The following is a 24,176-nucleotide window of genomic DNA, read 5'->3' on the forward strand; positions in this document are numbered from 1 at the left end:
GGACATAACTACTCCTTCAAGATTATTTTAATAAAATACTCGCTGAATAACTATGTATTTAGAGAACTCTGTCTAATATTTCCTGTATAGCACAAAAAATGGGTTTGGTAGTTCGTGTTACGTAGAGCGAAGAGGATCGCCCATGATCCGATATCAAATACTGAAGTTTTTTGCGAGTTGATAAGGGCAAATGGAGCGATCGCCGTAGGCATCGCCTAAACTAGAAAATATTCCTATTGAAGTTTAGTTAATATGGACATCAGTGTAACTTTAAATGAAATCAAAACCCTGAGTATTGCAGATAGAATTCAGATTGTACAAGAGATTTTAGAAAGTATCGCAGCAGAACAGGCATATCCTGATTTAACAGCAGCGCAAAAACGAGAACTTGATCGTCGGATTACTGATTACGAAGCAAATCCAGATGATGTAATGACATGGAAGGAAATTAAAGCTTCAATATAATCGCTTCTATATAGCAATACACATAATATCTTTGCCTAAACAAATATTTTTATCTTGATTAAAATCGCTAGAATAGTTACCACAGCTAGATTTATTCACATTTAATTTTTAATTTTTAATTGCATAAAATTGCTATAGTTATTTACCTTCCGCCTATTGCACTAAAATTAGTAGACACCTAGCTGAGTTGTACAAACCTTTGAAATTAGGAGTGCATACGTGCCAACACTTGCTAAATATTTGCTGGTTGGATCAGTTGAAGCTTACAGTGGCAAATCTGCAACAGTTTTAGGTTTGTCACATCAGCTAAAACAAAAAGGTTTGGATATTGCTTATGGCAAACCTTTGGGTAATTTTGTCAAGACATCTGCGGGAACAGTAGTTGAAGAAGATGTCCAGTTCATTACCCATAACCTTAACCTGCCAGACAACCGCATTGCCCCTACCTTATTATCCTTGGATGAAATAACTGTCCAAAAACGCTTACAGGGAGAGGATGTAACTAACTATCAGCAGTTATTAGTACAACAGTATTCACAAATCCCCAGAGGTAATTTGGTACTGTTAGAGGGGCCTGCTAACTTATCAGAAGGAAATTTATTTGGACTCTCCTTACTGGAACTAGCAGAAAAATTAGATGCCCCGGTACTGCTAATTAGCCGTTATCAATCACTAACCTCCGTTGAGGGATTGTTATCTGCTCAAAAGCGATTGGGTAAGCGGTTAATGGGAGTCGTGATCAACGAAGTTCCTCACGAAAAATTAGAGTTAGTGCAAACACTCTTACGCCCCTTCTTGGAAAAACAGGGTATTCCCGTACTAGCAACATTGCCCAAAAGCGATATCCTCCGCAGCGTCAGTGTAGGGGAATTGGTAAAACAGTTAAAGGCTGAAGTTCTCTGTTGTAGCGATCGCCTAGATTTATTAGTCGAAAGCCTAGCCATTGGGGCAATGAACGTCAACTCCGCCGTCAAATACTTCCGCAAACGACGGAATATGGCAGTAGTAACAGGAGGCGATCGCGTTGAAATCCAACAAGCAGCCTTAGAAACATCTACCCAATGTCTCATCCTAACTGGACAACTACCACCTCCTGCATTTATCCTCAACCGTGCCGAAGAGTTAGAAATCCCGATTTTATCAGTGGATCTCGATACCCTCACCACAGTAGAAATCATCGATCGCACCTTTGGCCAAGTCCGTGTCCATGAACCAATTAAAATAGAGTGCATTCGCTCTCTCATGTCTGAGCATTTTGATATTGAACGTTTATTATCCCAACTGGGATTTAATCCAGCGGCAGCAATATCTTAAATACATCAGATTTATTTCCGAGATTGTTTGGAAATCAGCAGCGTAAATCCGCTTAATTACTCCCCACCTGGTTTATCTAATGGGATTTGTTCTGGTGATGCTTCCCCATCTGGTTTAACTTCCTCAACAGTCAGATCAGATTTTTCTGCTGCTTCTGCGGCTAATAACTCCGATGTCACTGGATTTGGGGAAATTACTTCTGCCGCACTTTCATTAGTTTCTTCTACAACAACAACCTGAGTTTGAGTTACCTCTACCACCATTTCGGTTTCCCCGGCTACAGGTGTTTCGGAAACACATATTTCCGTTTGAGTTACCTCTACCACAGTTTCAGTTTCCCCGGTTACAGGTGTTTCTGTTGGCGGAACTACCTGTTTTTCTTCCTCTTCAATCACAGGGGGTGATGTTGGTGCTACTTCTACCATTTCTAAATCAGGTGATGGAGAAAGAGTCTCTTCTGACAAACCTTCAGTTTCATTAACTGAAATTACAGTTACCAATCCATCAGCTAACGTTGATGGTGGTGCGGCTTCAGTTGTAGTCACTGGCTTTTTAGTCACAGTCTGCTCTACCTTCGCTTTAGCACCACTAAACACACCACCAATTAATCCTGCTAATTGTCCCCACTTCTCCTTGACAGAAAACTTGGCTATTTGTTCTTGGAGACTCACCTTAATTAGCTCAGGACTGGGTATAGGAGTTTGCTGTACTTCTGGAGCTAACTGTCGCCGTAGTGAAAGAGTTTGCCAGCCAAACCATACCAACAGTGCCACACTAGCTACATGACCTAGCAACAATCCCCCAGTAATTCGAGGGGCAAAAATCCATAATACCAAAGCGTAGAATAACCCTACCCCACTCCAGATGAAATCATTCTTGCGATGGATTTCTGGAAAAAAGAAGGCTGATAAGTAAATGGCTAGACTACCAAAACCAACTACTAAACTTAAAAGATAAGCCAGCATTTTTTAATACTCCTTACTATTTGGAAGGGAACAGGGAACAGGGAACAGGGAACAGAGAAGAGATAATAAAGAAAATAGGGGTAGGATATTTAATTTTTCTTACCTCCTGATTCGGTGACTCCTGCTATATGTATTTTAATTTTGCAAATTTTGTCACCAAATTGTTGACTTAGATACAAATTAAAACTAATTATTGATGTTAGTTCTAATTTTTTTAATTCTCGAAAAACTCTTAATATCTTCTTTAGGAGTGAAGCCAAAATCTCGGATTACCCTTAAAGAGAAAGGATCTGCAAGAGTTAGCCAAACCCAAAAAAAAAGATTTGAACTATGACACTACAAAGCTTTGGTGTGATTGGATTAGCGGTTATGGGCGAAAATATCGCTCTCAATGTTGAGCGTAATGGCTTTCCAATTGCAGTTTACAACCGCTCTCGTGAAAAAACCGATGCCTTCATGGCGCAACGCGCCCCAGGACGGAACGTTAAAGCTGCTTTTAGCTTGGAACATTTTGTCGCTTCATTAGAACGTCCCCGGAGAATTCTGGTAATGGTGCAAGCTGGTAAGCCTGTTGATGCAGTAATTCAACAGCTTAAGCCTTTACTACAAGAGGGCGATATCATTATTGACGGTGGTAATTCTTGGTTTGAAGATACCGAAAGACGCACTCAAGAACTAGAACCCATCGGTTTACGCTATGTGGGTATGGGTGTAAGTGGTGGTGAAGAAGGGGCGTTAAATGGTCCTTCACTTATGCCTGGTGGAACAAAAAGCTCTTACGAGTACCTATCCCCCATTTTCAACAAAATCGCGGCTCAAGTTGATGATGGTCCTTGTGTAACTTACATTGGTCCCGGCGGTTCTGGACACTATGTAAAAATGGTTCACAACGGTATTGAGTACGGTGATATGCAGTTAATTGCAGAAGCCTACGATTTGCTGAAAAATGTAGCTGGCTTAAATGCAGCACAGTTACATGAAGTTTTTAGCGAATGGAATACAACTGACGAACTCAATTCATTTTTGATTGAGATTACAGCCAATATTTTCCCCTACGTTGATCCAGACACCAAGATTCCCCTCGTTGATTTGATTGTTGACGCAGCCGGTCAAAAGGGAACTGGTCGTTGGACTGTACAAACTGCTTTAGAATTGGGTGTTGCTATTCCGACAATTACAGCGGCTGTAAATGCCCGGATTCTCTCTTCTATTAGAGATGAACGGATTGCTGCTTCTAAGATCATCACCGGTCCTAATGCTACCTATGGTGGAGACATTAAGGCTTTTGTGAACATGGTGCGTGATGCTCTTTATTGTTCCAAAATCTGTTCTTATGCTCAAGGTATGGCGCTGTTATCTACAGCTTCCAAAACTTACAATTGGGAATTAAATTTGGGCGAAATGGCTCGGATTTGGAAAGGTGGTTGTATTATTCGGGCTGGCTTCTTGAATAAGATTAAGAAGGCATTTGACGAAAATCCAGCTTTACCTAACTTGTTGTTAGCACCTGAATTTAAGCAAACTATTCTTGATAGACAAGCTGCTTGGCGTGAAGTAATTGTCACTGCTGCTAAGTTGGGTATTCCTGTTCCCGCTTTTAGTGCTTCTCTAGATTACTTCGATAGCTACCGCCGCGATCGCTTGCCACAAAACTTAACTCAAGCACAACGCGACTACTTTGGCGCACACACCTACAAACGGACTGACAAAGAAGGCGCTTTCCACACTGAATGGGTTCCTATTGCTGAAGCTCAGAAGTAAGTATTGGTTTTTCTCTACGGACTAAAAAGTCCAGGATTTCATCCTTAAGCATAGGCGGGTCAAACCCGCCTTTTTTATTTTGATGATAATGATAAGATTTTTCAATAAGCTTTAGGATTTTTTTAGATTTAATCTGAAGCTGAATTTTGTCCACAAGCTTGATTCATTAAGACTTTTGATCACTTGTGGTTTCTATTAATCTTCTCCTTGACTAATTGATCAGGTTACGAGAAACTAATAATTGATGAATGTAACTGCTAATAAAAATAATAACTTTTGTAAAGATTCTGAAATATATATGTTGAAATATGGAACATTATGAAACAAATGGCAAATTTGTATCTAAGTTCCAATAGCTAAATTTTGAGCAAGTCTGGTAAAGCAGCAAGTTCATGTGTACTATCGAGGTTGGCTTTCAGAACATGGAAACATTAGAATTCATCATTTATCCAGATGGTCGAGTCCAAGAAAAAGTCACCGGTATTATCGGTGCGTCTTGTGCAGAGGTGACAGCAGCCATAGAAGCCCAACTAGGACGAGTGTTGAGTAATGAGCCAACTTCCGAATTTTTCGCCACTAACACGCAACAATCCAGTGTAGTAAATACGCAAACCGCTCACAGCGAATGGTAAATTTTCCAACTAGTTAATTTCATTGATTACAAACCACTATGTCACACTTTAGCCAAATCAAGACACAAATCCGTAATCTGGAATCATTGCAAGATGCCCTTTCTGACTTGGGAATAGACTGGAAACCCGGACCTTGTGAGGTGCGTGGTTATCGTGGTCAAACTCATGCTGCCGAAGTGACAATTGAACAGCAAAATGGGTATGATATTGGTTTTAGATGGAATGGTCAAGAATACGAATTAGTTGCAGATTTACAATATTGGCAACAAAATCTATCTGTAGATGGGTTTGTTCGACAAGTGACCCAGCGTTATGCTTATCAAACAGTAGTCAAAGAAACTACTAAAGTTGGCTTCCAAGTAGCCGAACAACAAAAAAATGCAGATGGTTCTATTCGTCTAGTAGTACAACGCTGGAGTGCGTAATGTCTGATTTCCTGCCGTCTTTAGAAGAACAAGAAAATCATCGTTCCGGGTTAGAACCAGAATTAGGGAGTTTTTTGCGAGATGTTCCCGAACGTTCTGGTTTAGAACCGGAATTAGGCGGCGTGGTGCGACAGAAGGGCGTTTATGTAGATGAAATTACCTGTATAGGCTGTAAACATTGCGCCCATGTTGCCCGTAATACTTTTTTTATTGAAGAAGATTATGGGCGATCGCGTGTCATCCGTCAAGATGGAGACATAGAAGAGGTAGTTCAAGAAGCCATAGATACCTGTCCTGTTGATTGTATACATTGGGTTGATTACACCGAACTGAAAAATTTAGAAACAGAAAGACAATATCAGGTAATTCCCGTAGTTGGTTATCCAGTAGAACAAGGTGTAGCCACTACAGAAAAACGCCGGAAGAAACAAAAGTTAAAAAAAGCCAGTTTTTAAATTACCGACATTTTGCATTCATTACACAATAAAAGCACTGATATTATCAGTGCTTTTGTTTTTATCTGTTCCCTATTACCTATTACCTATAGCGGTATGCACTTGAATGAGATACAGTCAGCCAATCGTAAACTCAGTAGGGGCGCAGGGTCTGCGCCCTCGATTGTATTGCTAGCGATAACCGCTATATTACCTATTTCCCTATTTCCCTATTCCCTGTTCCCTTTCTTTTTGTAAATTATTATTGATTTTAGTTGACTCAAAAATGGTAAACCTCTTTGAGAGGTAGAAGTGTTTCCCCAGAAACAGTAAATTATTAGTTAGATTAGTTAAACTTTATGGAAGTCATCGAAATTTACTTAACCCACTACATCGCATTAACTAATGCTTGATTATGACATGAGTTGATATTTACCCTGAAAATCGCCCATTTTTTGTATTCTATTAGACAGTAATGATTACTGAAATTTTACTTAACTAAGTAAGTGGACGTGAGATCAGCAAAATGTGTAAAGAAAAGTAAAATCGCCAAAAACTTCCTTCTTCCTGTTCCTTGTTCTCTGTTCCTTATAAGTTATCTTGGGTATGCACACTTTGTGCCACTATCATGCAGATGGATTGGATTAATTTACTAAAATCACAACAAACTGACTTCTTACACCGGGTGAGAAAACCCAAAACTGGGGATATTTCTCTTTTAGAAAGTCGAGTTAAAGGTTATCACAGTGAGGTGATGGCATTTGCAGGAGATTCATTAGCTAAAATTCTCGAATGTTCTCGTCAGCAAGCGGAAATCGTCGCCAAAAATCCGCCTCCCATACCACCCGAATATCCCGAATCATCTGATTGGGTAATTCCTTTTCCTACCTATTTTCAACGTCAAGCAGAAGATTATTTTGTCCGTGAACAAATTGTAGACCGGATGATTACGGAACGTTTAGGAAAATTGGTGAGAAAAGTATCACAAGACACTTTGGAAAATATGGTTTTGGATGATGAGGGAAATTTACGTAGTGAAAGTAAGTTTACTTATTTACTAACTAATAACCCCAAGGTGAGTATACAAGTTCATGTGGCAGATGGAGAAAGTTTTAACGGAATTAAGAAAGATAAAATCCGTTGGTCTGTCAGTCAAGCAGATATTAGTAACCATCAAGTATTAATTTTTCTGTGTTTGTTTTATCCAGGAAACACCAAATTGGGATACCACAAGCAAACTGTAATTACTGGATTTATACCCACAAATCAACTAGATTTTCCCGAATCAAGTGTCTATTTAACTCCTAGTAGTTTGTTGTATGCAGGGGGATTAAATTGGTATTTACAATCCCTTGGTGGTCAGCAAGATGATCTGTGTGTAACTGATGAAAAAATGATGGTGGAAACAATTGAAACATTACCATCAGATCATCCACAAAAACAGATTATTGGTGATTGGGAATACTGGCAAACATTGAAAGGACATACTAGAGGTATTAACTGTTTAGCCTATTCTATCAAGACTTTAGTAGTTAAAAATGGGAGATGTAAAAACGTCAAAACTATCCCCATTTTAGCTAGTGGTAGTCGGGGAGAAACAAAATTATGGGATTTATCTAAAGGTGAATTAATTGAAACATTATCAGAATATCCTTGGGTGCATTCTGGTTTAGTCAATGAAGTTAATTCCTTGGCTTTTAGTACCGACGGACAAACATTAGTAAGTGTCGGTGCAGATTCCACAGTGAAAATTTGGCACACTGGGGCATTGGATCTAATTGATATCCTGCATAAACATCATGGTGATGTGCGTTGTGTAGCGTTTACACCAGATGGTAAAATGGTAGCAACTGGTGGTGATGATCGAAAAATCTTGTTTTGGAATTTGCGCGATCGCCAAGTCGAAAATACCCTATCATTAGATGATACAGCAGCACATTCAATGGTGTTAAGTCAAGATGGGAAAATTTTGATTACAGGTAGCTACCGCAAAATCAAAGTTTGGCAAACATCATCTACACTCAAGAAGAAAAATTCACCAGATCCAGAACCAATTCACACCCTCATGGGTCATTCTCATATTGTAAGTTCTTTGGCTATTAGTGCTAATGCTAAATTTCTAGTCAGTGGTAGTCAAGATCAAACTATTAGAGTTTGGAATTTAGTGACTGGAGAATTACTCCACACTCTCAAAGGACATCAAAATAGTGTCAATGCAGTTGCTTTAAGTCCTAATGAACAAATTATTGCTAGTGGTAGTGCGGATAAAACCATCAAATTGTGGCATTTACAATCCGGACAATTATTAGGTACATTTACAGGTCATACTAACACAGTTACAGCTTTATCTTTTACTGCTTCTGGGGAAATGTTAGTCAGTGGTAGTTTGGATAAAACAATTAAAATTTGGCAGCGGAGTTAATTGACATAGGAACTGTTAATGCTTGTAACTTTAATGCTAGTTCTGTTTGATTAAATGTGCTTTTTAATTATTCTAACAATTGTTGAAACATAGCAATTGTTAGTTTTTCTTGTTCACGGAGAAGTAAAATTTGCGCGGGTAGGTGGGTGTTAAAAAATTCGTCTCAGCAAAAAAAATCACCCAATTAATTTTTTAAATCTCTGATAAAATAACCCCTTGCATTTTTCTCTGTGTCCTCTGCGCCTCTGCGGTTCGTTTTCTTCAATGCTCAAAATGATTATAAATCATCATCTGGATTTATACCCATTTCTCGCAATGTTGCAGCTAATTTTGCAGCTTTATTTTCTGCTTGTTCAGCCCTGAATCTTTCTAACTGGGCTTCTTCCTTACCCACCAATAATAAATTGCCATCTAAATCCCACCAACGCAGCCAAAGTTGTTCAGGATTATTTAAGTAACTTCCTTGCCATAGTCCTAATTCTACACCTAAAGGGGGAATGGGATAATGTCTGCGATCGTTAGGCTGCATTTTTTCGTAAGAAAAATCTACCAAATGATAAACTTCTAATTTATCATTATTAACTTCATAAATAGCATAATAGGGAATACGAATAATGCGTTCATATACCCAAAAGTTACCAGGTTTTTGACTAGCCTGTAAACCCGTTAGAGGTGTGGTATCTCGTTCTTCTTCACCATTACCACTGGCTAATTCTATGGCAATTAATGGGGGTATATATTCCCGCCATAATACATAAGAACGGCGAATTTTACCTTCTAATCTTGGTGCTACATCAGGGACATAAAACCAATCTGGTGCAACTGTACCTTTTTCTGGGGGTTCTGTTTCGCGCCAATAAATACCACAATCTTGACCTATACAAAATTGTCCATCTGGATGTAACTTTTGTAAAGTCTGAATAATTGAATCTGTGATAATTATGCTTTGGGGATGTTCTTGAAAATTCTTTACAAATGTACCATCAGACTCTGGTAGTTGAGTATGATCTGGAAACTGCGGTGGTATAGCAATATCAGCCAGGGTTTCACTCATACTATTTTAAGGATTGCAGTTGTTAATCTAGTATAATATGGTTAAACTCAAATAATAAGTAATATATGAATATATTTATTTTTTAAACTTGAGCTAATAGTTCAGTTTGGTGAACTTTAAACTTATGAGATAACGCTAAAATATCATATTTTGTCATGGATTTGATAAGATTTATTTCTCTATCTTTTAAGTAATGATAACACTGTGGTGGTCGAAAATCTTTCCACTCTTCTCTTAGTTTTTCAATTGTAATTGGTGAATCAAAACTGAACGGGTTTTTAAAGAAAATAGCAAAAGCAATTTGTGAATTTTTGTAGTATTTTTGAAAAGTTTCTTGGTTAATACCAGCTTTATCTTTAACAATATTCCAAAGCTTATTAGGAGACATTTCCACAACTTTTTCTACTTCAAGCACTCCCAACAATGCTTTTTCAGGAGATGTTGCATAAACAAGAATTAGATCACCTTCACTTAGATGTCGAGGTCTAACACGCCTAAACTCAACTTGTTTATTACCCTCAAATATCATATTGGCGTATTCATAGTGAATAGATATTAGAAGTACATTTGGAGACATGAGACTCATTTTTAAAGTTATATAAAAATTGAAGTTCCTCTATTATATAACATTTTAAATTCTTCTGGGTAAATTTCTATAGAACTTTGAAGTTGAATAGATCGATTTAGCATTGTTTTGATTTCTGTAAATTTTATAGGATGTATAAATAATTCTGTGTCACTAAATTTAACAGCTTTGATTTCCTGGTTTAAATTGTTACTAGCCGTTTTCAAAACATCTTGAAAACTGTAGATTCCTAATCTTCTAAACTTTTTATATAAGTCTTTAGGTTTACCAATTGTTACTTCATCTAGTCTAGAACAAGCTCTAATAGCTCCTAGAATAGCAGAACTATTTTTATCGTCAGGAGATGAAGTAACATACCATAAAATTCTTCCTGGATATTTCATTTTTCGCTTTGAAGAGTAGTAGACAACCTCACGTCTCAAAGCTAATTCTTCTTTGGCTCTCCATATTCCTTCCTCTGCTAATTCTTTATCAAATAATTCTTTAGCCCAACGTGATTTAATAGGAATAATATAAGTAGGAATTTCAGCATCAGTAATTTTAGCAGGATAAAGCATCCTCTCAATATCTGCCATGATTTCTGGTTTTTGAAGTAAATCTTGATTTAATAAAATATCTGCAAATGGAAGATATTTATCATAACCTTTAGATGATGTTTTACATAAGTTAGTAATATACGAAGAAATATCTACTGCGCGGTCTGAAATAGCTAAGTTAGCTCTTAACCATCCAGATTCAGTCTTTAAAAAACCATCTTCAGACAGTGCTTTAATTGTTGTATCATCCAAGTATATTTCAGTAATTCTGGTGAATTGTCTATTTTCATTAGCAGCAGTTGAGAAGCACTGAAAAATACAACGCCGTAAAATAGTAGAAGTAATTTTAGTATCTCTGAATCTAAAAATAGGAATTTTTAATTCGGCATCTTCTGATCTATCATAGACTATTAAAGCCATTAATATTTCATTTTGACTAATTGTAAAACATTTAAATTGTTCAGTATTTGAGACTAAATGACGAATATTTTTTCCAAAATCTGGTTTTCTTTCACCTTGTGAATAAGCTAAAAATAGATCAATTATTGAATCTATTTCTCCACTCTGAATACGCTTTTCTATTATATTAGTTCCACCTAATAGCTCTGGTTGATATTCATTTTCTCTGCGTAATTGATCTAATTTAAGAACAAGATCAATAGGATGAATAATGGTCAGATTAAATTCTTGATAAATCTCTTCTTCAATACCTAGTAGACGTTTATCTCTAGTGATAAAATAAGGAGCATTAATTTGAGAAGTGATAACTCTAGCAATTTGCCGTAAATCAGACGCATCACTAGAAGTCATTTTGTTAGGAAAAAATTTACGTATATTTTGGCATACTTTATCAAATTCTTCTTGAGCAGAAGGAAGTAATGTAAAATGACTTGTAGCTGCACGTAATTTTCCTCTTTGTATGCTGTCTGAATTTCTGTTAATTTCATTCAGAATTTCATCAGTTAAGCATAGTTTAATTTCTGCTTCTAGCCAATCAGAAATTAAAACCTTAGATTCTTTTCCTTCTTCATCAAACTTTTCATTATCTACTAAATCAAAAAAAATATTAGCATCTATAGCAACACATAATTTAGATACGGTTTGTTGATAGGCAAGATTAGTGAGTAAACTATGATGACCATAATCTAACCACCACTCAGTTAAAATACTACCTTCTTTGCTTTTTCCTGGTCTTTCATGAGGAGCCACAAAACCAAGCGATGCCCACATTCCATCCAAGTTATAATCACGACGGCATGATAAAAGAATACCGTATAAATGTTGAGTTTTATTTTTTAAATACTGGAGTAATTTTTTGGCTATTCCTCTTTTTTGCCAATTTTTATCTACACAAAGGTGGGTAAGTTTTACTCTGTAATCACGACGACTAATACCATAAAGCAGATATCCAACACAACCTACTTCTGGAACAATAAAACCAATAATACGTCCTTCTTCTGCTAGTCTTTCAAAAGCTCCATAGGGTAAAAAGCCAAGGGTTTCTGAATTAGCATTACCTAAGTTAATGACAGTTTTTAAATGCTGAGAAGTTGCACCAATTTCTTGAATACTAAACTTTAATGAATCTTCTTGTACCATATAATTTATATATACTCATTTCAAGAACTAAATCAGATAAGCTTATTGTGGTTTCGTCTGGTCATAAAATATAGGAACAGTTTGGAGCTAAACTTAAAACTCATTGTAGTTTGCGGACATACATAATTACCCATAAAGCAAATGATGTCCGCAATAAGGAAAATCTATTTCCTTAACCTACATTAGCAACATAAGGACTAGTCAACTTATCCAATTGCTGAGTTAACAGACTGAGGAACAAACCCACATCTGTCACCACACCTACAGATTCTATTGAACCGCGATCGCTCAATTTTGTCACCACAGCCGGGTTAATATCCACACAAACCATCTTCACACCCGCAGGAGTCATATTCCCCACCCCAATAGAATGCAGCATAGAAGACAGCATCAAAATCATATCCGCACCTTCAATGATTTTAGAATATTCCTGTTGTGCTAAAATCAGGTTCATTTGGGTATCTGGTAAAGGTCCATCATCCCGAATTGAACCAGCGAGGGAAAAGGGAATGTTATTTTTCACACATTCATACATCACCCCACTTTTCACCACTCCCGCTTCTACAGCTTTAGCAATGCTACCAAAACGGCGGATAGTATTAATTACCTTTAAATGATGTCGGTGTCCACCACGTACAGCCACACCCCGCTTCATATCCACACCCAGGGATGTTCCTAGCAGGTTTTGTTCCATATCATGGACAGCGATCGCATTTCCGCCTAAAAGACCCTGTACATAGCCTTCTCGGACTAAGCGACAGAGATGTTCACCACCGCCAGTGTGAATTACCACAGGACCAGCAGTGACAACTACTTTACCGCCGCTATCCTTAATTTTACGTAATTCCCAAGCCACTTGTTCAACGACTAATTCCACCCGTCTTTCACTGGAAACACCAGAAGACATAAAGCTGAACTCTTGAGAATTGCGTTGTTCTCGTGATTCGGCTTTGCGGACGGTGCGGATACCAAAGACATCCACAACTACTTTGTCACCTATTTCTAAATCACGCAATAGTTTACACTTAGCTACTATACCATTGGCAGTTGTGGAAATGGCGATCGCACCATCCATGCGTTGATTCTGCACTTTCAGCCATTCCCCATTTACCCGTATTTCTGTCGGATAAATCGTGCTGACATAGAAATCATCAGGAGCAACACCCGCTTGGATCACAGGTTCTAACCTAGTATCCCGTTCATCTTGGGGTAAATCAACCGCACCTAAATCAATCAACTGAGATATAATCTCTTCCATCACCTCATGGGATGGTGCAGATACCCTCACCTCAGCCGCAGATGTACTTTGACGTTGTTCTCCCAAGTTGAATTTGAGAACTTGGAAACTTCCCCCCATTTCCACAATTAAATCTAAAGCGCGGTTAATCAACCCTGCATCTAGCAGGTGTCCTTCCATGCGGATAACACGACTTTCTACAGATGCGATCGCGTGAATTTCATCACCAATGGGTTCTGTTACCCGCAAAGTCAAGCATTTAGCCGCACCACCAGCTTTGAGAAATTCGGTTAAAGGCGTTTCAATGACTTGAAAACCAACTTCTGATAACCGTGATTTTAAATTCTCACTGGCTTTGTTCATAATCACGATGCTATCAACATTTACCGCATTACAAGCAAAGTTAACAGCGTCAGCTTCTTCAATAGCGATTCGCTTTTCTGGTGCGACACGCATTTCAATGACGCGGTTAGAGTAGGAATCAAACGCACCGGGATAATACAGCAAATAACCATTTGCTAAGGGACAGAAGCAGGTATCAAGGTGATAAAAACGCTCATCCATCAACCGCAGAGAAATCACCTCAATGTCCAGCCATTTAGCCAGGTAGGGGTGAGAATCTAATTCTGACCGGAAACCGTATCCAGCCCATAACCACCGACCTTCCCGGTCTAAGAGTGCGTCACCAGCACCTTCAAAGGGGAGGTCTTTGGGAAGTGTGTAAACATTAAAACCATTATTCTCAAACCATTGTTGAAAATACGGTTCTTCCCCTTGACGTTCTTTATGTAAAAAGCGGCTGAGAACGACGTTTTCACCGAGGACTAAACCTGCATTGGCACTGAATACCATGTCAGGCCAACCTTTTTCTGGAGCGACTAAATCAACAATGGCATGATTTTTGATAACATTGTATAATTTATTCCATTGTTCCACCGCGCGATCGCGTGAGGATTTGTGAATATTCCCTTCCATCCACGGATTAATCACATAATCCACATCGTAATGGTCAGGAGCGCACATTAAAAACCGAATTTGGGAAACCATAAAAATTTTTACTTCGCTTTTCAGTAATCTCTTCTGGATACAGAGTTTTGGTGTTCTACTTCTGTCAAATCTGCTACTTAATCACTACCTTCTGTTTTTGGTAGGCTTTATAAGGCGATCGCTTCTCTCGCCGCAGGCATCGTTATTATTCTATTACCACTGGGGACAATGTGAGAGAATAAGGGAAAAATGTGTTATGGGGGATGTTATAATGTAGCTAATAACCATTTGCAAAAAAGCATAATTACATTTAAATGACATATATAATCTTCTTGGCTTTGCAGCATTGGAGTTACTTCTATGTCCCATTATCTAAGAAAGGTCTATAGTAACAGCAGATTCATTCGTTAAAAAACTTGTAATTTTTATAATGGTTCTGAAAAGGAATAAAAATATTATGAATATTGACGAAGCGAAAATCAAATTTGACTTTATTAGAAATGAGGTTAACTCTTATATTGACAAGATAAAGTCAGAAACAGATACGCGAGTAAATATTATAGATCGAATTTTAACAGAAGTTTTAGGATGGGAAAAAGAAGAAATAGAACGAGAACCGCACACTGCTAGTGGATTTGTTGATTATCTATTAAAATATGGCGACAAAAATTTCCTAGTTATTGAAGCAAAAAAAATAGGTTTTGAATTAATAGAAACAACAAACCAAAAGGTATCTTTCTATAAGCTTGGTGGTGCTGCAATCAAGCCAGCAAAGGATGGAATTATTCAAGCTAGTAACTATTGTCTAACAACTGGTGCTACATTTGCTGGTCTTACAAATGGAATATGCTGGATAGGTTTTAATCCTTTCCCTAGAGATGGAAAACCTCTTTTTGATTCTAATTCAATTACTTTTCCTTCTCTAGAATCAATTTCTGATAAATTTGCAATGTTCTATGATTTGTTTTCTAAAGAAGGTGTACTAGAAAAACGATATCTTACACAGATACAGAAATTTTCAACTTCCGTAACCGGATATTATGAAAAACTTTATTCTGTTCACGAGATGAACAATAATCGTATGATCCCTAAATCGGATTTTCAAATAGATTTAGATAAATTTTTTAATGAATTTTTTACTACTTTAGCTGGTGATAATGATCCAGAGATGCTCATTGAATGCTTCGTAGAAACTCAAGACAGCATTAATGCTGAACGAGCAATGCAGAAAATTTCTGAAAATATATTAAACTCTATTCAATCACTTAATTCTGGTACTGGTCGGGAATTAGAGAAAGAAATAGAATTTTCTATAGAAACAGAAAAAACATCAGATATTGTATTGATAGTAGGTGAAAAAGGTTCGGGTAAATCTACATTTATTGAGCGGTTTTTTACAATTATTCTTGATAAAAATGTGCGTAGTTTATGCCTAGCACTAAAAATAGATATGGCTAATTCAAGTGGAGATATAAATTATGTTACTAAATGGATTTATAAAAGTCTTAAAGATTGTATAGAAAAAGAATTATATAAAGGTAATTCTCCAGAGTATGAAGAACTACAAGGTATCTTTTATAAAGAATATCAAAGATGGAAAAATGGAGAATTTAAGTATTTATATGAAAGAGATCGTCAAGAATTTAAAATAAAATTTGGAGAGTATATTTTTAATAAAAAAGAAAACAATTTAGAAGAATATGTAATAAATTTATTATATCATGTAGTTCGTTCAAGGAAATTAATGCCATGTATTGTTTTTGATAATACAGATAATTTTTCGCAAAAATTCCAAGAAGCAGTTTTTCAAGTCGCAGAATCAATACACAGAGCAGTATTTTCTTTTATTATAGTGCCAATCACAGATAAAACAATTTGGCAGTTATCCAAATCTGGTCCATTTCAATCATATGATTCTAAATCATTTTATTTGCCAGTACCATCAATTAAAGATATTCTTGATAAAAGGATAAAATTTCTTAAGAAAAAAATTGAAACTGAAAAAAATGGTAAGTCTTATTTCCTTAACAGAGGAATAAGAGTTAAAATTGATGATATAGGCGCTTTTGTATCATGTATTGAGGAAATTTTCGTTAATGAAGACTTTACTTCTCGTCGCATTGGATGGATTGCTAATCATGAAATTAGACGTAGTTTAAAAGTTTTTCAGGGAGTAGTTACCTCTCCTTGTCTTGGAATTGATGAACTTGTGAAGAGTTATATCCTGGGTAATATGGAAAATATAAACCCGCAAAAAATCACCAAAAGTTTAATTCTTGGAGAATATAAAGGATTTGCTCAGGAACATAGTCAATTTATATTAAATCTCTTTACATTAAAAAATAATCTTGTCTCAAGTCCTTTAACAAAAATAAGAATTTTGAGACTATTACGTGATAAAGAGGCATCATCAAATGATGTTCATGAATCTTATCTGACTCTTCAAGAAATAGAAAATTATTTTGAGCCTATGTGTGTAAATGAAGATATAATAGTAAATTATATCAAAGAACTCATTTCATATAGATTATTACAAACGTATGATCCAAGCGATGATAAGGTTTACTCTGGACAAAGGCTGTCCATAACTTCATGCGGTAAAATTCATCTTGAAATGATCATGAATGATGAGATTTATATTTCACAAATGGCCTTAGTAACAGAAATTAGAAATCTTAGTGTTGTTGAAAAGATTAGAAAAATTAGTCAACAGGGACTAAATGCTAGGGAATACTGGAACGGAGTTATATCGACATTTATTGAATACTGTTTAGAAGAAGATAAAATATTTGTTAGGCTACCAAAGGATAATTTATATAGAAGTCAGCAAGTAATAATAGATGAACTATCAAAGTGGAAATGACTTGATATTTCTGATTTCCTGAGTGTTCAATTTATCTAAATAAAGACTTACCGATTGATACAAAATAGAAAATATGAAGCATGGATTTAAGGTTTTTAAACGCTGTTTATATCTAACATTCGTGACCTTTCAAAATGCAAAATAATCTTTAGTTTTACCAGTTCTGACACCCACACAGCTAGTAATTAAATTAGCCTCTGGAGAAATTTAGATATGAGTAGATTAACACTTAGATTACCAGCCACATTACACCAACAGTTAATCCAGTTAGCTGAAACTGAAGGTATTTCTTTGAATCAATATATAGTTTATGCTTTACCCCGCCAAGCTGTATCCACAGAGTTTATTCAAGCAACACCAGAAAAAGAAATAGTTGAACAAGAACAGAGTTTTAAAACACTGTTACAAGGTTTAGGAAAAGCTTCCGAAAGTCAAATTAAATCAGTTTTAGCTGAACGTGAAGTAGTACAACCAGAAGCAGAATTAAGTCCTGAAATTATCGCTTCTCTTCAACAACGAATAAGTAACGCGACTAGAGTATGAACCACAAAATACTCAAACTCAATAATTGGCGATCGCTATCATGGTAAATTGTTACAGGGGTAATAATTTTAGCAGCTTTAAAATATACACACTTCTTAATTCAAGATACCGCTAAAAATAGACAATAAGTAGTTGACTTCTGCTTGGGAATTTGCTATGATGAACTTGATAAGGAAGAACTATGAACTATTTTTATAGAAAAAAGAAAATAAAGTCTGGGGTTTTTAGCATATTTTCTTATAAAATTATCAATAAAAGCGTTTATTAATTTCTAAGGGGAACTTATGGCGGTAAAAAAGGGAAACATGGTTCGTGCTATCCGCGAAAAATTGGAAAATAGTCTAGAAGCTAAAGCTAGTGATTCCCGCTTTCCTGCTTATTTATTTGAAAGTCAGGGAGAAGTTGTAGATATCAAAGGTGAGTATGCTTTAGTGAAATTTGGAAAAGTGCCAACACCAAATATTTGGTTAAAATTAGAACAATTAGAAGAACAAAACTAATTAAATAACCTGTGCTAAATTTTTCTCAAAATTAGCACTTAAAATCAGTTTTTTCGGAAATCACATTTTCAAAACCAAGCCATATATCAAGAGACATTTAACCCTATTCCGTGTTCCCTGCTGTATGTCTTATTCCCCAATTGTTTGTAATTCTCCCCGTGTAACTATTGTCGGTGCAGGGAGAGTTGGTAGCACCTTAGCCCAACGCATTGCTGAGAAAAATCTGGCTGATGTAGTATTATTGGATATTGTCTCAGGAATGCCCCAGGGTTTAGCCTTAGATTTGCTAGAAGCCAGAGGAATTGAATCCCATAATCGGCAAATTAGCGGCACTAATGATTATGCAGATACAGCTAATTCCAATATTGTCGTGATTACCGCTGGTTTTCCCCGCCAACCGGGAATGAGTCGGGATGATTTGCTCAAAGTCAATGCCAAAATTGTCGTAGATGCAGCAAAAAATGCGATCGCTCATTCTCCTCATGCTATTTTTATTGTAGTTACAAATCCTTTGGATGTGATGACATATTTAGCTTGGCAAACTACAGGTTTACCAAGAAATCGCGTCATGGGAATGGCTGGGGTATTAGACTCAGCTAGATTTGAAACCTTCATTGCTTTAGAATTAGGGGTTTTACCCGCTGACGTAAAAGCAATGGTATTAGGTAGTCATGGTAATTTAATGGTTCCTTTAGCCCGTTATGCAACGGTTAATGGTGTACCAATTACAGAATTATTGACCGCGGAAACAATTAACCATTTAGTAGAAAGAACCCGCAATGGTGGGGCAGAAATTGTGGAATTAATGCACACCGGCGGCGCATTTTTTGCTCCAGCTTCCGCAACTTCCATTATGGTAGAATCAATCATCTTAAATCAGTCCCGATTGTTACCAGCCTCAACATATTTAGAAGGGGAATATGATTTAAATAATGTAGTAATTGGTGTTCCTTGCCGATTAGGATGGGATGGAATTGAGAATATTGTACAAGTATCTATTAGTGATCAAGAAAGGTTAGCTTTGCAGACTTCGGCAGAATCAGTAAGGGTAAATATTGCTAAAGCATTGGAAATTTTAGCAGAAACATAATCATACAGCAAATGCGTTAGTAAAGCTTAATAAAACTATCTCTCTAAATTTACAATTCCGAATCATCAAAAACAGTAGCAAGAATATTAATAACGTAACGATTCATTTTTTTACCTGTCGCTGTTGCTGAAAACTATCTAAAATTTGATTTACAAATGTTTCACCGTCAATAGGTGCTGTATGTTCTGAAATTGCGATCGCATCATCAATTTTTTCACGCACTTCCTCAACCCATTCTGACTCAGCATGATCATACTCATCTAGTAACTGAAGAGCAATTTCTAGAACTTCTTCTACAGATTGGTATTTTCCAGTTTGCAACTTTGTTTGAATAAAGTGTTCTTGTTTAGGTGTGAGACTGATACTCATAATAATTTTGGTTAAGTTGGCTGTAAATAAGAACTATTATAATGTAGGTCAGAAAGTTTATCCTTGTGCGATCGCTCCTAACTCTACACCAGAAATGACTTACTTCCATTTATTGTTAAACTAGGAATATAACCTGAAGATATAAAACACCATTAGTTTTTCGCAAAATCAATAAAAAAATTAGTTTCTATGTAAAGCGTAATCATTAAATTTGCTAACCTTTAGTGTGCTGCATCATAAATTTTGTTGACAAAACCTATTTGGGTTAGTTCTTCTGATTTTGGAGGATTATCTGTTTTCCAGTTATCAGCCAAATCTCTTAACCGTCCTTCAACTAATACTTCTAAATAATATTCAAAAATCCTCTTTTTATGACTAAATTCTGGATCATATTCAGACAAAACTTCAGGAGTTGAGAAAGTGTAGACATCTTCTAAATTTTCCCCATCCCATTGAAAAAATTTAATTTCTTCACGGGTAGCTGTCATAGCATAAGGAATTATCACTCTATTATGTTCATACTCAAACTTGAGAATATCTTTAACCTTTCCGGTAATATCTTCTACAATATCTCTAGCTCTAACTTTTGATACTAAAAGTTTCTGTCCATTTTTATCCCAAGCTGTAATATCTGATAGTTCTATTGTTGTGTCACTAAGTTTTGTAACGTCCATTTTTCTAATCCTCGTGACATTGACTATTGCAATATATTCATTATAAATGATAAGCGTAGGCATAGCCCATCGTAGATATCGCTTACACTCTACACCAGATAATGCGTTAGTGTCGCCATAACCGTATATTTTGGGAAAGGTTTCTAGATATTATTGTATGTCAAATTATTAATTAGAAATATACTTTGGTTGAAAATTAGTTTAATATTGATAGTTAGAAGTATACAGAATTATTATGGATGCTTTAATTGCAGAACTAAATACAAAGTTAAATTACTGGCAACCTGCTGTAGCAGAACAAGTTCGCTATTGTATTCTAGAAATCATCGAAATGGCAGATCAGGATGTTTTAGATATGCTCAGAACCCGTACAGTAGAGCAGGAAGTTTTGGATTTGTTAGATGAACCCTAAACTTGGTGAAATTTTACTTTTAGTCTTGGGTATAGCTGCAAAAAATCATTTATTGTTAAACTAAGAATATAACCTGAAAATATAAAAAACTATGTCTAACAATTCCTCCGTCATAAGTGTGTCTCCTGAAATTATGAGTGGTACTCCTGTTTTTACTGGGACAAGAGTTCCTATACAAACACTTTTAGATTATTTGACAGCAGGAGATTCAATAGATGATTTTTTAGATGGTTTTCCCACGGTTACTAGAGAGCAAGTAATTACATTCTTAGAGGAAGCAGGAAAACAAATGATTAGTAAGGTAGCTTAGGATGAAACTGGTTCTAGATGAATGTATTGACCGCAAGTTAGCTAAAGAATTTGTAGGTTATGAAATCAAAACAGTTCCTCAAATGGGATGGGCGGGAACTAAAAATGGTAAACTACTGGCTTTAGTAGAAAAAGAATTTGATGTTTTTATTACGGTTGATAGGAATTTATCTTTTCAGCAAAATTTGTCTCAGTTCAATATTGCTATAGTTGTTTTGCAAGCATCTTCTAATAGATTAATGGATCTAAAACCTTTAGTTCCAAAGATTTTAGATATTTTATCTACGGTAGTAAAAGGTCAAGCTGTAGTTGTTAGTCTTGAATGATAAGGTGTAGAGAAGCGCATCCAAGGTATCGCTATTCACTCTACACTAGAAATGCGTTAGCGAAGCCCACCGAAGGTATCGCTCTTACTATGCTTGTTAAACACTCTTATTCCAATACTCTAAACCAGTAACAATCACATCTTCCAACCACTTCTTAAAACGTTCCGTCAGGTTACTCTCATCATCAGCATAAGAAAACTGAAATAGAGAATCTGTTAAGGCTTGAATATCACTAATATTTCGTTCACCTTCTCCAGTATTATCTCTATGATATGCACAGGCAGAACAAGCAAGTAAGCCAAGATACTCATGTCCTACTGCATGAAAAGAAAGTAGAATTGTTGTTGATGATTCTACATTAATCACCAATTGTATCCAACTGTGATAAGTCCGAATATTAGCAAAGTAACCTAATTGTTTAGCTGTTTCTACAACTTGGAAGCGATGATAATATGATTTAGGATCACCAGCAGCAGCCGGAACCACAAAACTCTCAGCATCACTTACTAGATTTTGAACAGATAACTTAATTTCGGTAGCGATATCTTCTAAACGAGCCGATGCAATTTTAAAAAGATTTGTCGCAAAACTTTCAACTTTTTGACGGCGATCTGGAATAGTGGGTGATTGATTTTGCCTAATTTTGTTAGCTATGGAAGCAATAACAGCCTGAGCGCGTCGTGTTTCGGACAAAATTTGTTCAGATAAACCAAGACTACGAATAAATGCCTGTTTTTGACTTTTAGCAAACAAGTTAATTAAGTTTGATAAATCACCTTTATCTGCTTGCTCTGAAGCTCCAATATAAGCTGCTCTTTCGTCACCTGTAACAACCAAAGGAAACCATCTAGCTTGCAGAAAAACTAAACTAGCAAGACAGCGAGCCACACGACCATTACCATCTTGAAATGGATGAATTTGTGTGAAGCGATGATGTAACCATGCTGCTTCCACTTCAGGGGGAATTTGTTCTATTCTATGTTGATGATGCCATTGAATCAAATTATCCATTTCAGAAGCAACTTGTTCTGGAGGGCAATATTCATCTATAGAGCCATCTTTTCTTTCTGGATTATTAGGTTGCTTTTTCCAGTCACCTCTGTTCAGAGGAACACGAATAATTTGTCCTGTTGGCGTTTTTGCTTCTGTACTATCTTGATTCTGAGTGAGAAGTTGATGTAACTCTTTGATGTAGGAAGTAGATAAACTTCTCCCTCCACCAACAAAATCAAATAATCCTTCGACCGCTGCTTCTTGATCTTGGATGAGAGATACAATTTGCTTGATTGGGGGATTGGCAGGATTATTAGGATTATGAGCAATAAGAGCCTCATTAATCCCTTGTTCAATTAGTACACGGGTGATTCCTCTGTCTAGGGTATATAGTCCTTCAATAATTCCAGTTTCAATAGCAATCTCTCGACATAACCTTTCCATAAAGGTTTTGAATTCTCCAGAGGAACGCAGTCGTTCTGCTTGTTCATTCCAAACAGTGACTAAAGGTGGTAATTCAGAACTTGCTAAATCTTCCCAATTGGATGGTAAATTTTCTATTGGTTGCCACTGCATAGCTAATTCCTGAAAAACTTAATAAATAGTTTAATATGATAGATTGCTCTCACTCTACATCAGATAATGCGATTCCTCTGTCGCGCTTCGCTATCGCTCCTAAATCTACTCCAGAAATGCGTTAGCAAGGCTCACCAAAGGTATCTATCTCAACTCTACATCAATAATGTGATTAATCCTAACTCCATCTGCTTTTAACTTCTGTAATAATTGTCGCAAGGAAATTATTTAGAGTTGGTTCATACTTAAATTCTCCTAAATTAATATGATTGGAATTATTCCACTCTGCTAGTGTCCAATATGCAGATGTAGTTAGTCCTAATTCAAGGGTAAAGTAGCTTCGTAACCACTCAGATGGTGGTTCATTATCTATTTTAAAAATAACTGCTATGTATGCTGCTTCTGGACTTACTCTAGGTGCAGGCATAGTAATGTATATTATTCCAATGTTTTCAGAATGCTTGGTAAAATTACATATTGGGTAAACCAATGCTGTGTAATTGGGAATTGGAAGTTCAGAATATTTATTCCAGAGTTGTAAAATCCAGTTTTGGGCAGATTTATCAATAACTTTACTTAGTAAATCCTGAAAGTTATTTTCTACAATATAGGGCATTAATTGATGGGCAAATTTATAATGTTGTTGATTCAGATTTTCACTAAATTGCTGATTACTAATTAGCCCTTTAAAGTATTCTTGTATATCCATTATTTATTACTCCTCACTACTTGATTAATTCCGCTAATGGATGAAATATAACAGTCTTCATTGTAAAGATGCACGCAATTTATTAAACACTTCTTGGGACGAAACACCAGCAACTTTACCATTACTCATATCCTCATCCCGTAATTCTGCTTCTTGTATCCATTCTTCAGCAACTTGTTGATCAATTTCTCCAACTTGTCCTAAATGTTCAATCAGACGAGCTACTAATAATGCTAGAGAATCATTTGGTAAAGCCAGAACTTGAGCTTCTAATTGTTCAATAGTCATAAATTATCCCATATCCTTATAGTAAACTAATCATACATTAAGGCTTATTTTAAATATAGCAACTAAAAAGGCTTGACTATACTTAATGTATAAATTTTTACATAATG

At 36.2% G+C, this 24,176-nt stretch carries 25 protein-coding genes; 15 read left to right on the forward strand and 10 right to left on the reverse strand.

The window, feature by feature from the left end; all coding sequences use genetic code 11:
- Window positions 1-252: 252 nt before the first annotated feature.
- The gene (locus FJR04_RS09890; protein WP_168494105.1) at window positions 253-465 is read left to right on the forward strand and encodes an addiction module protein; all 213 of its coding nucleotides are present in this window, start codon (window positions 253-255) and stop codon (window positions 463-465) included.
- A gap of 219 nt (window positions 466-684) precedes the next feature.
- Complete coding sequence (locus tag FJR04_RS09895) at window positions 685-1,779, forward strand: phosphotransacetylase family protein (protein WP_168494107.1); 1,095 nt, start codon at window positions 685-687, stop codon at window positions 1,777-1,779.
- A 56-nt stretch (window positions 1,780-1,835) separates the two neighbouring features.
- Here FJR04_RS09895 and FJR04_RS09900 read toward each other — a convergent pair whose 3' ends face one another.
- Complete coding sequence (locus FJR04_RS09900) at window positions 1,836-2,744, reverse strand: Ycf66 family protein (protein WP_168494109.1); 909 nt, start codon at window positions 2,742-2,744, stop codon at window positions 1,836-1,838.
- A gap of 196 nt (window positions 2,745-2,940) precedes the next feature.
- Here FJR04_RS09900 and FJR04_RS09905 point away from each other — a divergent pair, with 196 nt between their 5' ends.
- The 6 genes from FJR04_RS09905 (at window position 2,941) to FJR04_RS09930 (ending at window position 8,418) form a co-directional block, all read left to right on the forward strand.
- Entirely contained in the window at window positions 2,941-3,078 is a 138-nt protein-coding gene (locus FJR04_RS09905) for a hypothetical protein (protein WP_168494111.1), read from the forward strand.
- Window positions 3,075-4,505, forward strand: a complete 1,431-nt coding sequence (gene gndA, locus FJR04_RS09910; RefSeq protein WP_168494113.1) for an NADP-dependent phosphogluconate dehydrogenase — start codon at window positions 3,075-3,077, stop codon at window positions 4,503-4,505. The genes FJR04_RS09905 and gndA overlap by 4 nt, the downstream gene beginning before the upstream one ends.
- A gap of 422 nt (window positions 4,506-4,927) precedes the next feature.
- A complete protein-coding gene (locus tag FJR04_RS09915; protein ID WP_168494115.1) occupies window positions 4,928-5,137 on the forward strand; it encodes a DUF2997 domain-containing protein in 210 nt (69 codons plus the stop codon).
- 38 nt (window positions 5,138-5,175) lie between these two features.
- A complete protein-coding gene (locus FJR04_RS09920; protein ID WP_168494117.1) occupies window positions 5,176-5,562 on the forward strand; it encodes a DUF1257 domain-containing protein in 387 nt (128 codons plus the stop codon).
- Window positions 5,562-6,017, forward strand: coding sequence for a ferredoxin (locus tag FJR04_RS09925; protein WP_168494119.1), 456 nt, complete (start codon window positions 5,562-5,564; stop codon window positions 6,015-6,017). The genes FJR04_RS09920 and FJR04_RS09925 overlap by 1 nt, the downstream gene beginning before the upstream one ends.
- 607 nt (window positions 6,018-6,624) lie before the next feature.
- The gene (locus FJR04_RS09930) at window positions 6,625-8,418 is read left to right on the forward strand and encodes a WD40 repeat domain-containing protein (protein WP_168494121.1); all 1,794 of its coding nucleotides are present in this window, start codon (window positions 6,625-6,627) and stop codon (window positions 8,416-8,418) included.
- Window positions 8,419-8,695: 277 nt separating this feature from the next.
- Here FJR04_RS09930 and FJR04_RS09935 read toward each other — a convergent pair whose 3' ends face one another.
- The 4 genes from FJR04_RS09935 to FJR04_RS09950 form a co-directional block, all read right to left on the reverse strand.
- On the reverse strand, window positions 8,696-9,472 hold the full coding sequence (locus tag FJR04_RS09935; RefSeq protein WP_168494123.1) for a Uma2 family endonuclease: 777 nt from the start codon (window positions 9,470-9,472) through the stop codon (window positions 8,696-8,698).
- 82 nt (window positions 9,473-9,554) lie between these two features.
- A complete protein-coding gene (locus tag FJR04_RS09940) occupies window positions 9,555-10,049 on the reverse strand; it encodes an ASCH domain-containing protein (RefSeq protein ID WP_168494125.1) in 495 nt (164 codons plus the stop codon).
- A gap of 17 nt (window positions 10,050-10,066) precedes the next feature.
- A complete protein-coding gene (locus FJR04_RS09945) occupies window positions 10,067-12,193 on the reverse strand; it encodes a GNAT family N-acetyltransferase (protein ID WP_168494127.1) in 2,127 nt (708 codons plus the stop codon).
- Between the two features lie 172 nt (window positions 12,194-12,365).
- Window positions 12,366-14,477, reverse strand: a complete 2,112-nt coding sequence (locus FJR04_RS09950; RefSeq protein WP_168494129.1) for a TIGR00300 family protein — start codon at window positions 14,475-14,477, stop codon at window positions 12,366-12,368.
- A 397-nt stretch (window positions 14,478-14,874) separates the two neighbouring features.
- Between FJR04_RS09950 and FJR04_RS09955 the strand changes: the two genes are divergently transcribed.
- The 4 genes from FJR04_RS09955 (at window position 14,875) to mdh (ending at window position 19,413) form a co-directional block, all read left to right on the forward strand.
- Window positions 14,875-17,280: a hypothetical protein gene (locus tag FJR04_RS09955; protein ID WP_168494131.1), complete on the forward strand. Its 2,406-nt coding sequence runs from the start codon at window positions 14,875-14,877 to the stop codon at window positions 17,278-17,280.
- 213 nt (window positions 17,281-17,493) lie between these two features.
- Window positions 17,494-17,823, forward strand: a complete 330-nt coding sequence (locus tag FJR04_RS09960) for a toxin-antitoxin system HicB family antitoxin (RefSeq protein WP_168494133.1) — start codon at window positions 17,494-17,496, stop codon at window positions 17,821-17,823.
- A 284-nt stretch (window positions 17,824-18,107) separates the two neighbouring features.
- Complete coding sequence (locus FJR04_RS09965; protein ID WP_168494135.1) at window positions 18,108-18,323, forward strand: NAD(P)H-quinone oxidoreductase subunit O; 216 nt, start codon at window positions 18,108-18,110, stop codon at window positions 18,321-18,323.
- Window positions 18,324-18,447: 124 nt separating this feature from the next.
- Window positions 18,448-19,413, forward strand: coding sequence for a malate dehydrogenase (gene mdh, locus FJR04_RS09970; RefSeq protein WP_168494137.1), 966 nt, complete (start codon window positions 18,448-18,450; stop codon window positions 19,411-19,413).
- Window positions 19,414-19,515: 102 nt separating this feature from the next.
- On the opposite strand, the gene FJR04_RS09975 is transcribed toward mdh, so the two are convergent.
- Window positions 19,516-19,782 (reverse strand): type II toxin-antitoxin system ParD family antitoxin, encoded by a 267-nt coding sequence (locus tag FJR04_RS09975; RefSeq protein WP_168494139.1) that lies wholly within the window; start codon window positions 19,780-19,782, stop codon window positions 19,516-19,518.
- Window positions 19,783-20,003: 221 nt separating this feature from the next.
- Window positions 20,004-20,456 (reverse strand): hypothetical protein, encoded by a 453-nt coding sequence (locus FJR04_RS09980; RefSeq protein WP_168494141.1) that lies wholly within the window; start codon window positions 20,454-20,456, stop codon window positions 20,004-20,006.
- A gap of 235 nt (window positions 20,457-20,691) precedes the next feature.
- Here FJR04_RS09980 and FJR04_RS09985 point away from each other — a divergent pair, with 235 nt between their 5' ends.
- From FJR04_RS09985 to FJR04_RS09995, 3 genes are all read left to right on the forward strand, one after another.
- The gene (locus FJR04_RS09985; RefSeq protein ID WP_168494143.1) at window positions 20,692-20,868 is read left to right on the forward strand and encodes a hypothetical protein; all 177 of its coding nucleotides are present in this window, start codon (window positions 20,692-20,694) and stop codon (window positions 20,866-20,868) included.
- A gap of 91 nt (window positions 20,869-20,959) precedes the next feature.
- Window positions 20,960-21,178, forward strand: coding sequence for a DUF433 domain-containing protein (locus FJR04_RS09990; RefSeq protein WP_168494145.1), 219 nt, complete (start codon window positions 20,960-20,962; stop codon window positions 21,176-21,178).
- Window position 21,179: 1 nt separating this feature from the next.
- On the forward strand, window positions 21,180-21,503 hold the full coding sequence (locus tag FJR04_RS09995) for a DUF5615 family PIN-like protein (protein ID WP_168494147.1): 324 nt from the start codon (window positions 21,180-21,182) through the stop codon (window positions 21,501-21,503).
- 96 nt (window positions 21,504-21,599) lie between these two features.
- Here FJR04_RS09995 and FJR04_RS10000 read toward each other — a convergent pair whose 3' ends face one another.
- The 3 genes from FJR04_RS10000 to FJR04_RS10010 form a co-directional block, all read right to left on the reverse strand.
- A complete protein-coding gene (locus tag FJR04_RS10000; protein WP_168494149.1) occupies window positions 21,600-23,072 on the reverse strand; it encodes a Fic family protein in 1,473 nt (490 codons plus the stop codon).
- A 178-nt stretch (window positions 23,073-23,250) separates the two neighbouring features.
- Window positions 23,251-23,781, reverse strand: coding sequence for a hypothetical protein (locus FJR04_RS10005; protein WP_168494151.1), 531 nt, complete (start codon window positions 23,779-23,781; stop codon window positions 23,251-23,253).
- A gap of 57 nt (window positions 23,782-23,838) precedes the next feature.
- Window positions 23,839-24,069: an addiction module protein gene (locus FJR04_RS10010; protein WP_168494153.1), complete on the reverse strand. Its 231-nt coding sequence runs from the start codon at window positions 24,067-24,069 to the stop codon at window positions 23,839-23,841.
- Window positions 24,070-24,176: the final 107 nt, after the last annotated feature.

It is taken from the genome of Anabaena sp. UHCC 0204, from assembly GCF_009711975.1.
Lineage (GTDB): Bacteria > Cyanobacteriota > Cyanobacteriia > Cyanobacteriales > Nostocaceae > Dolichospermum.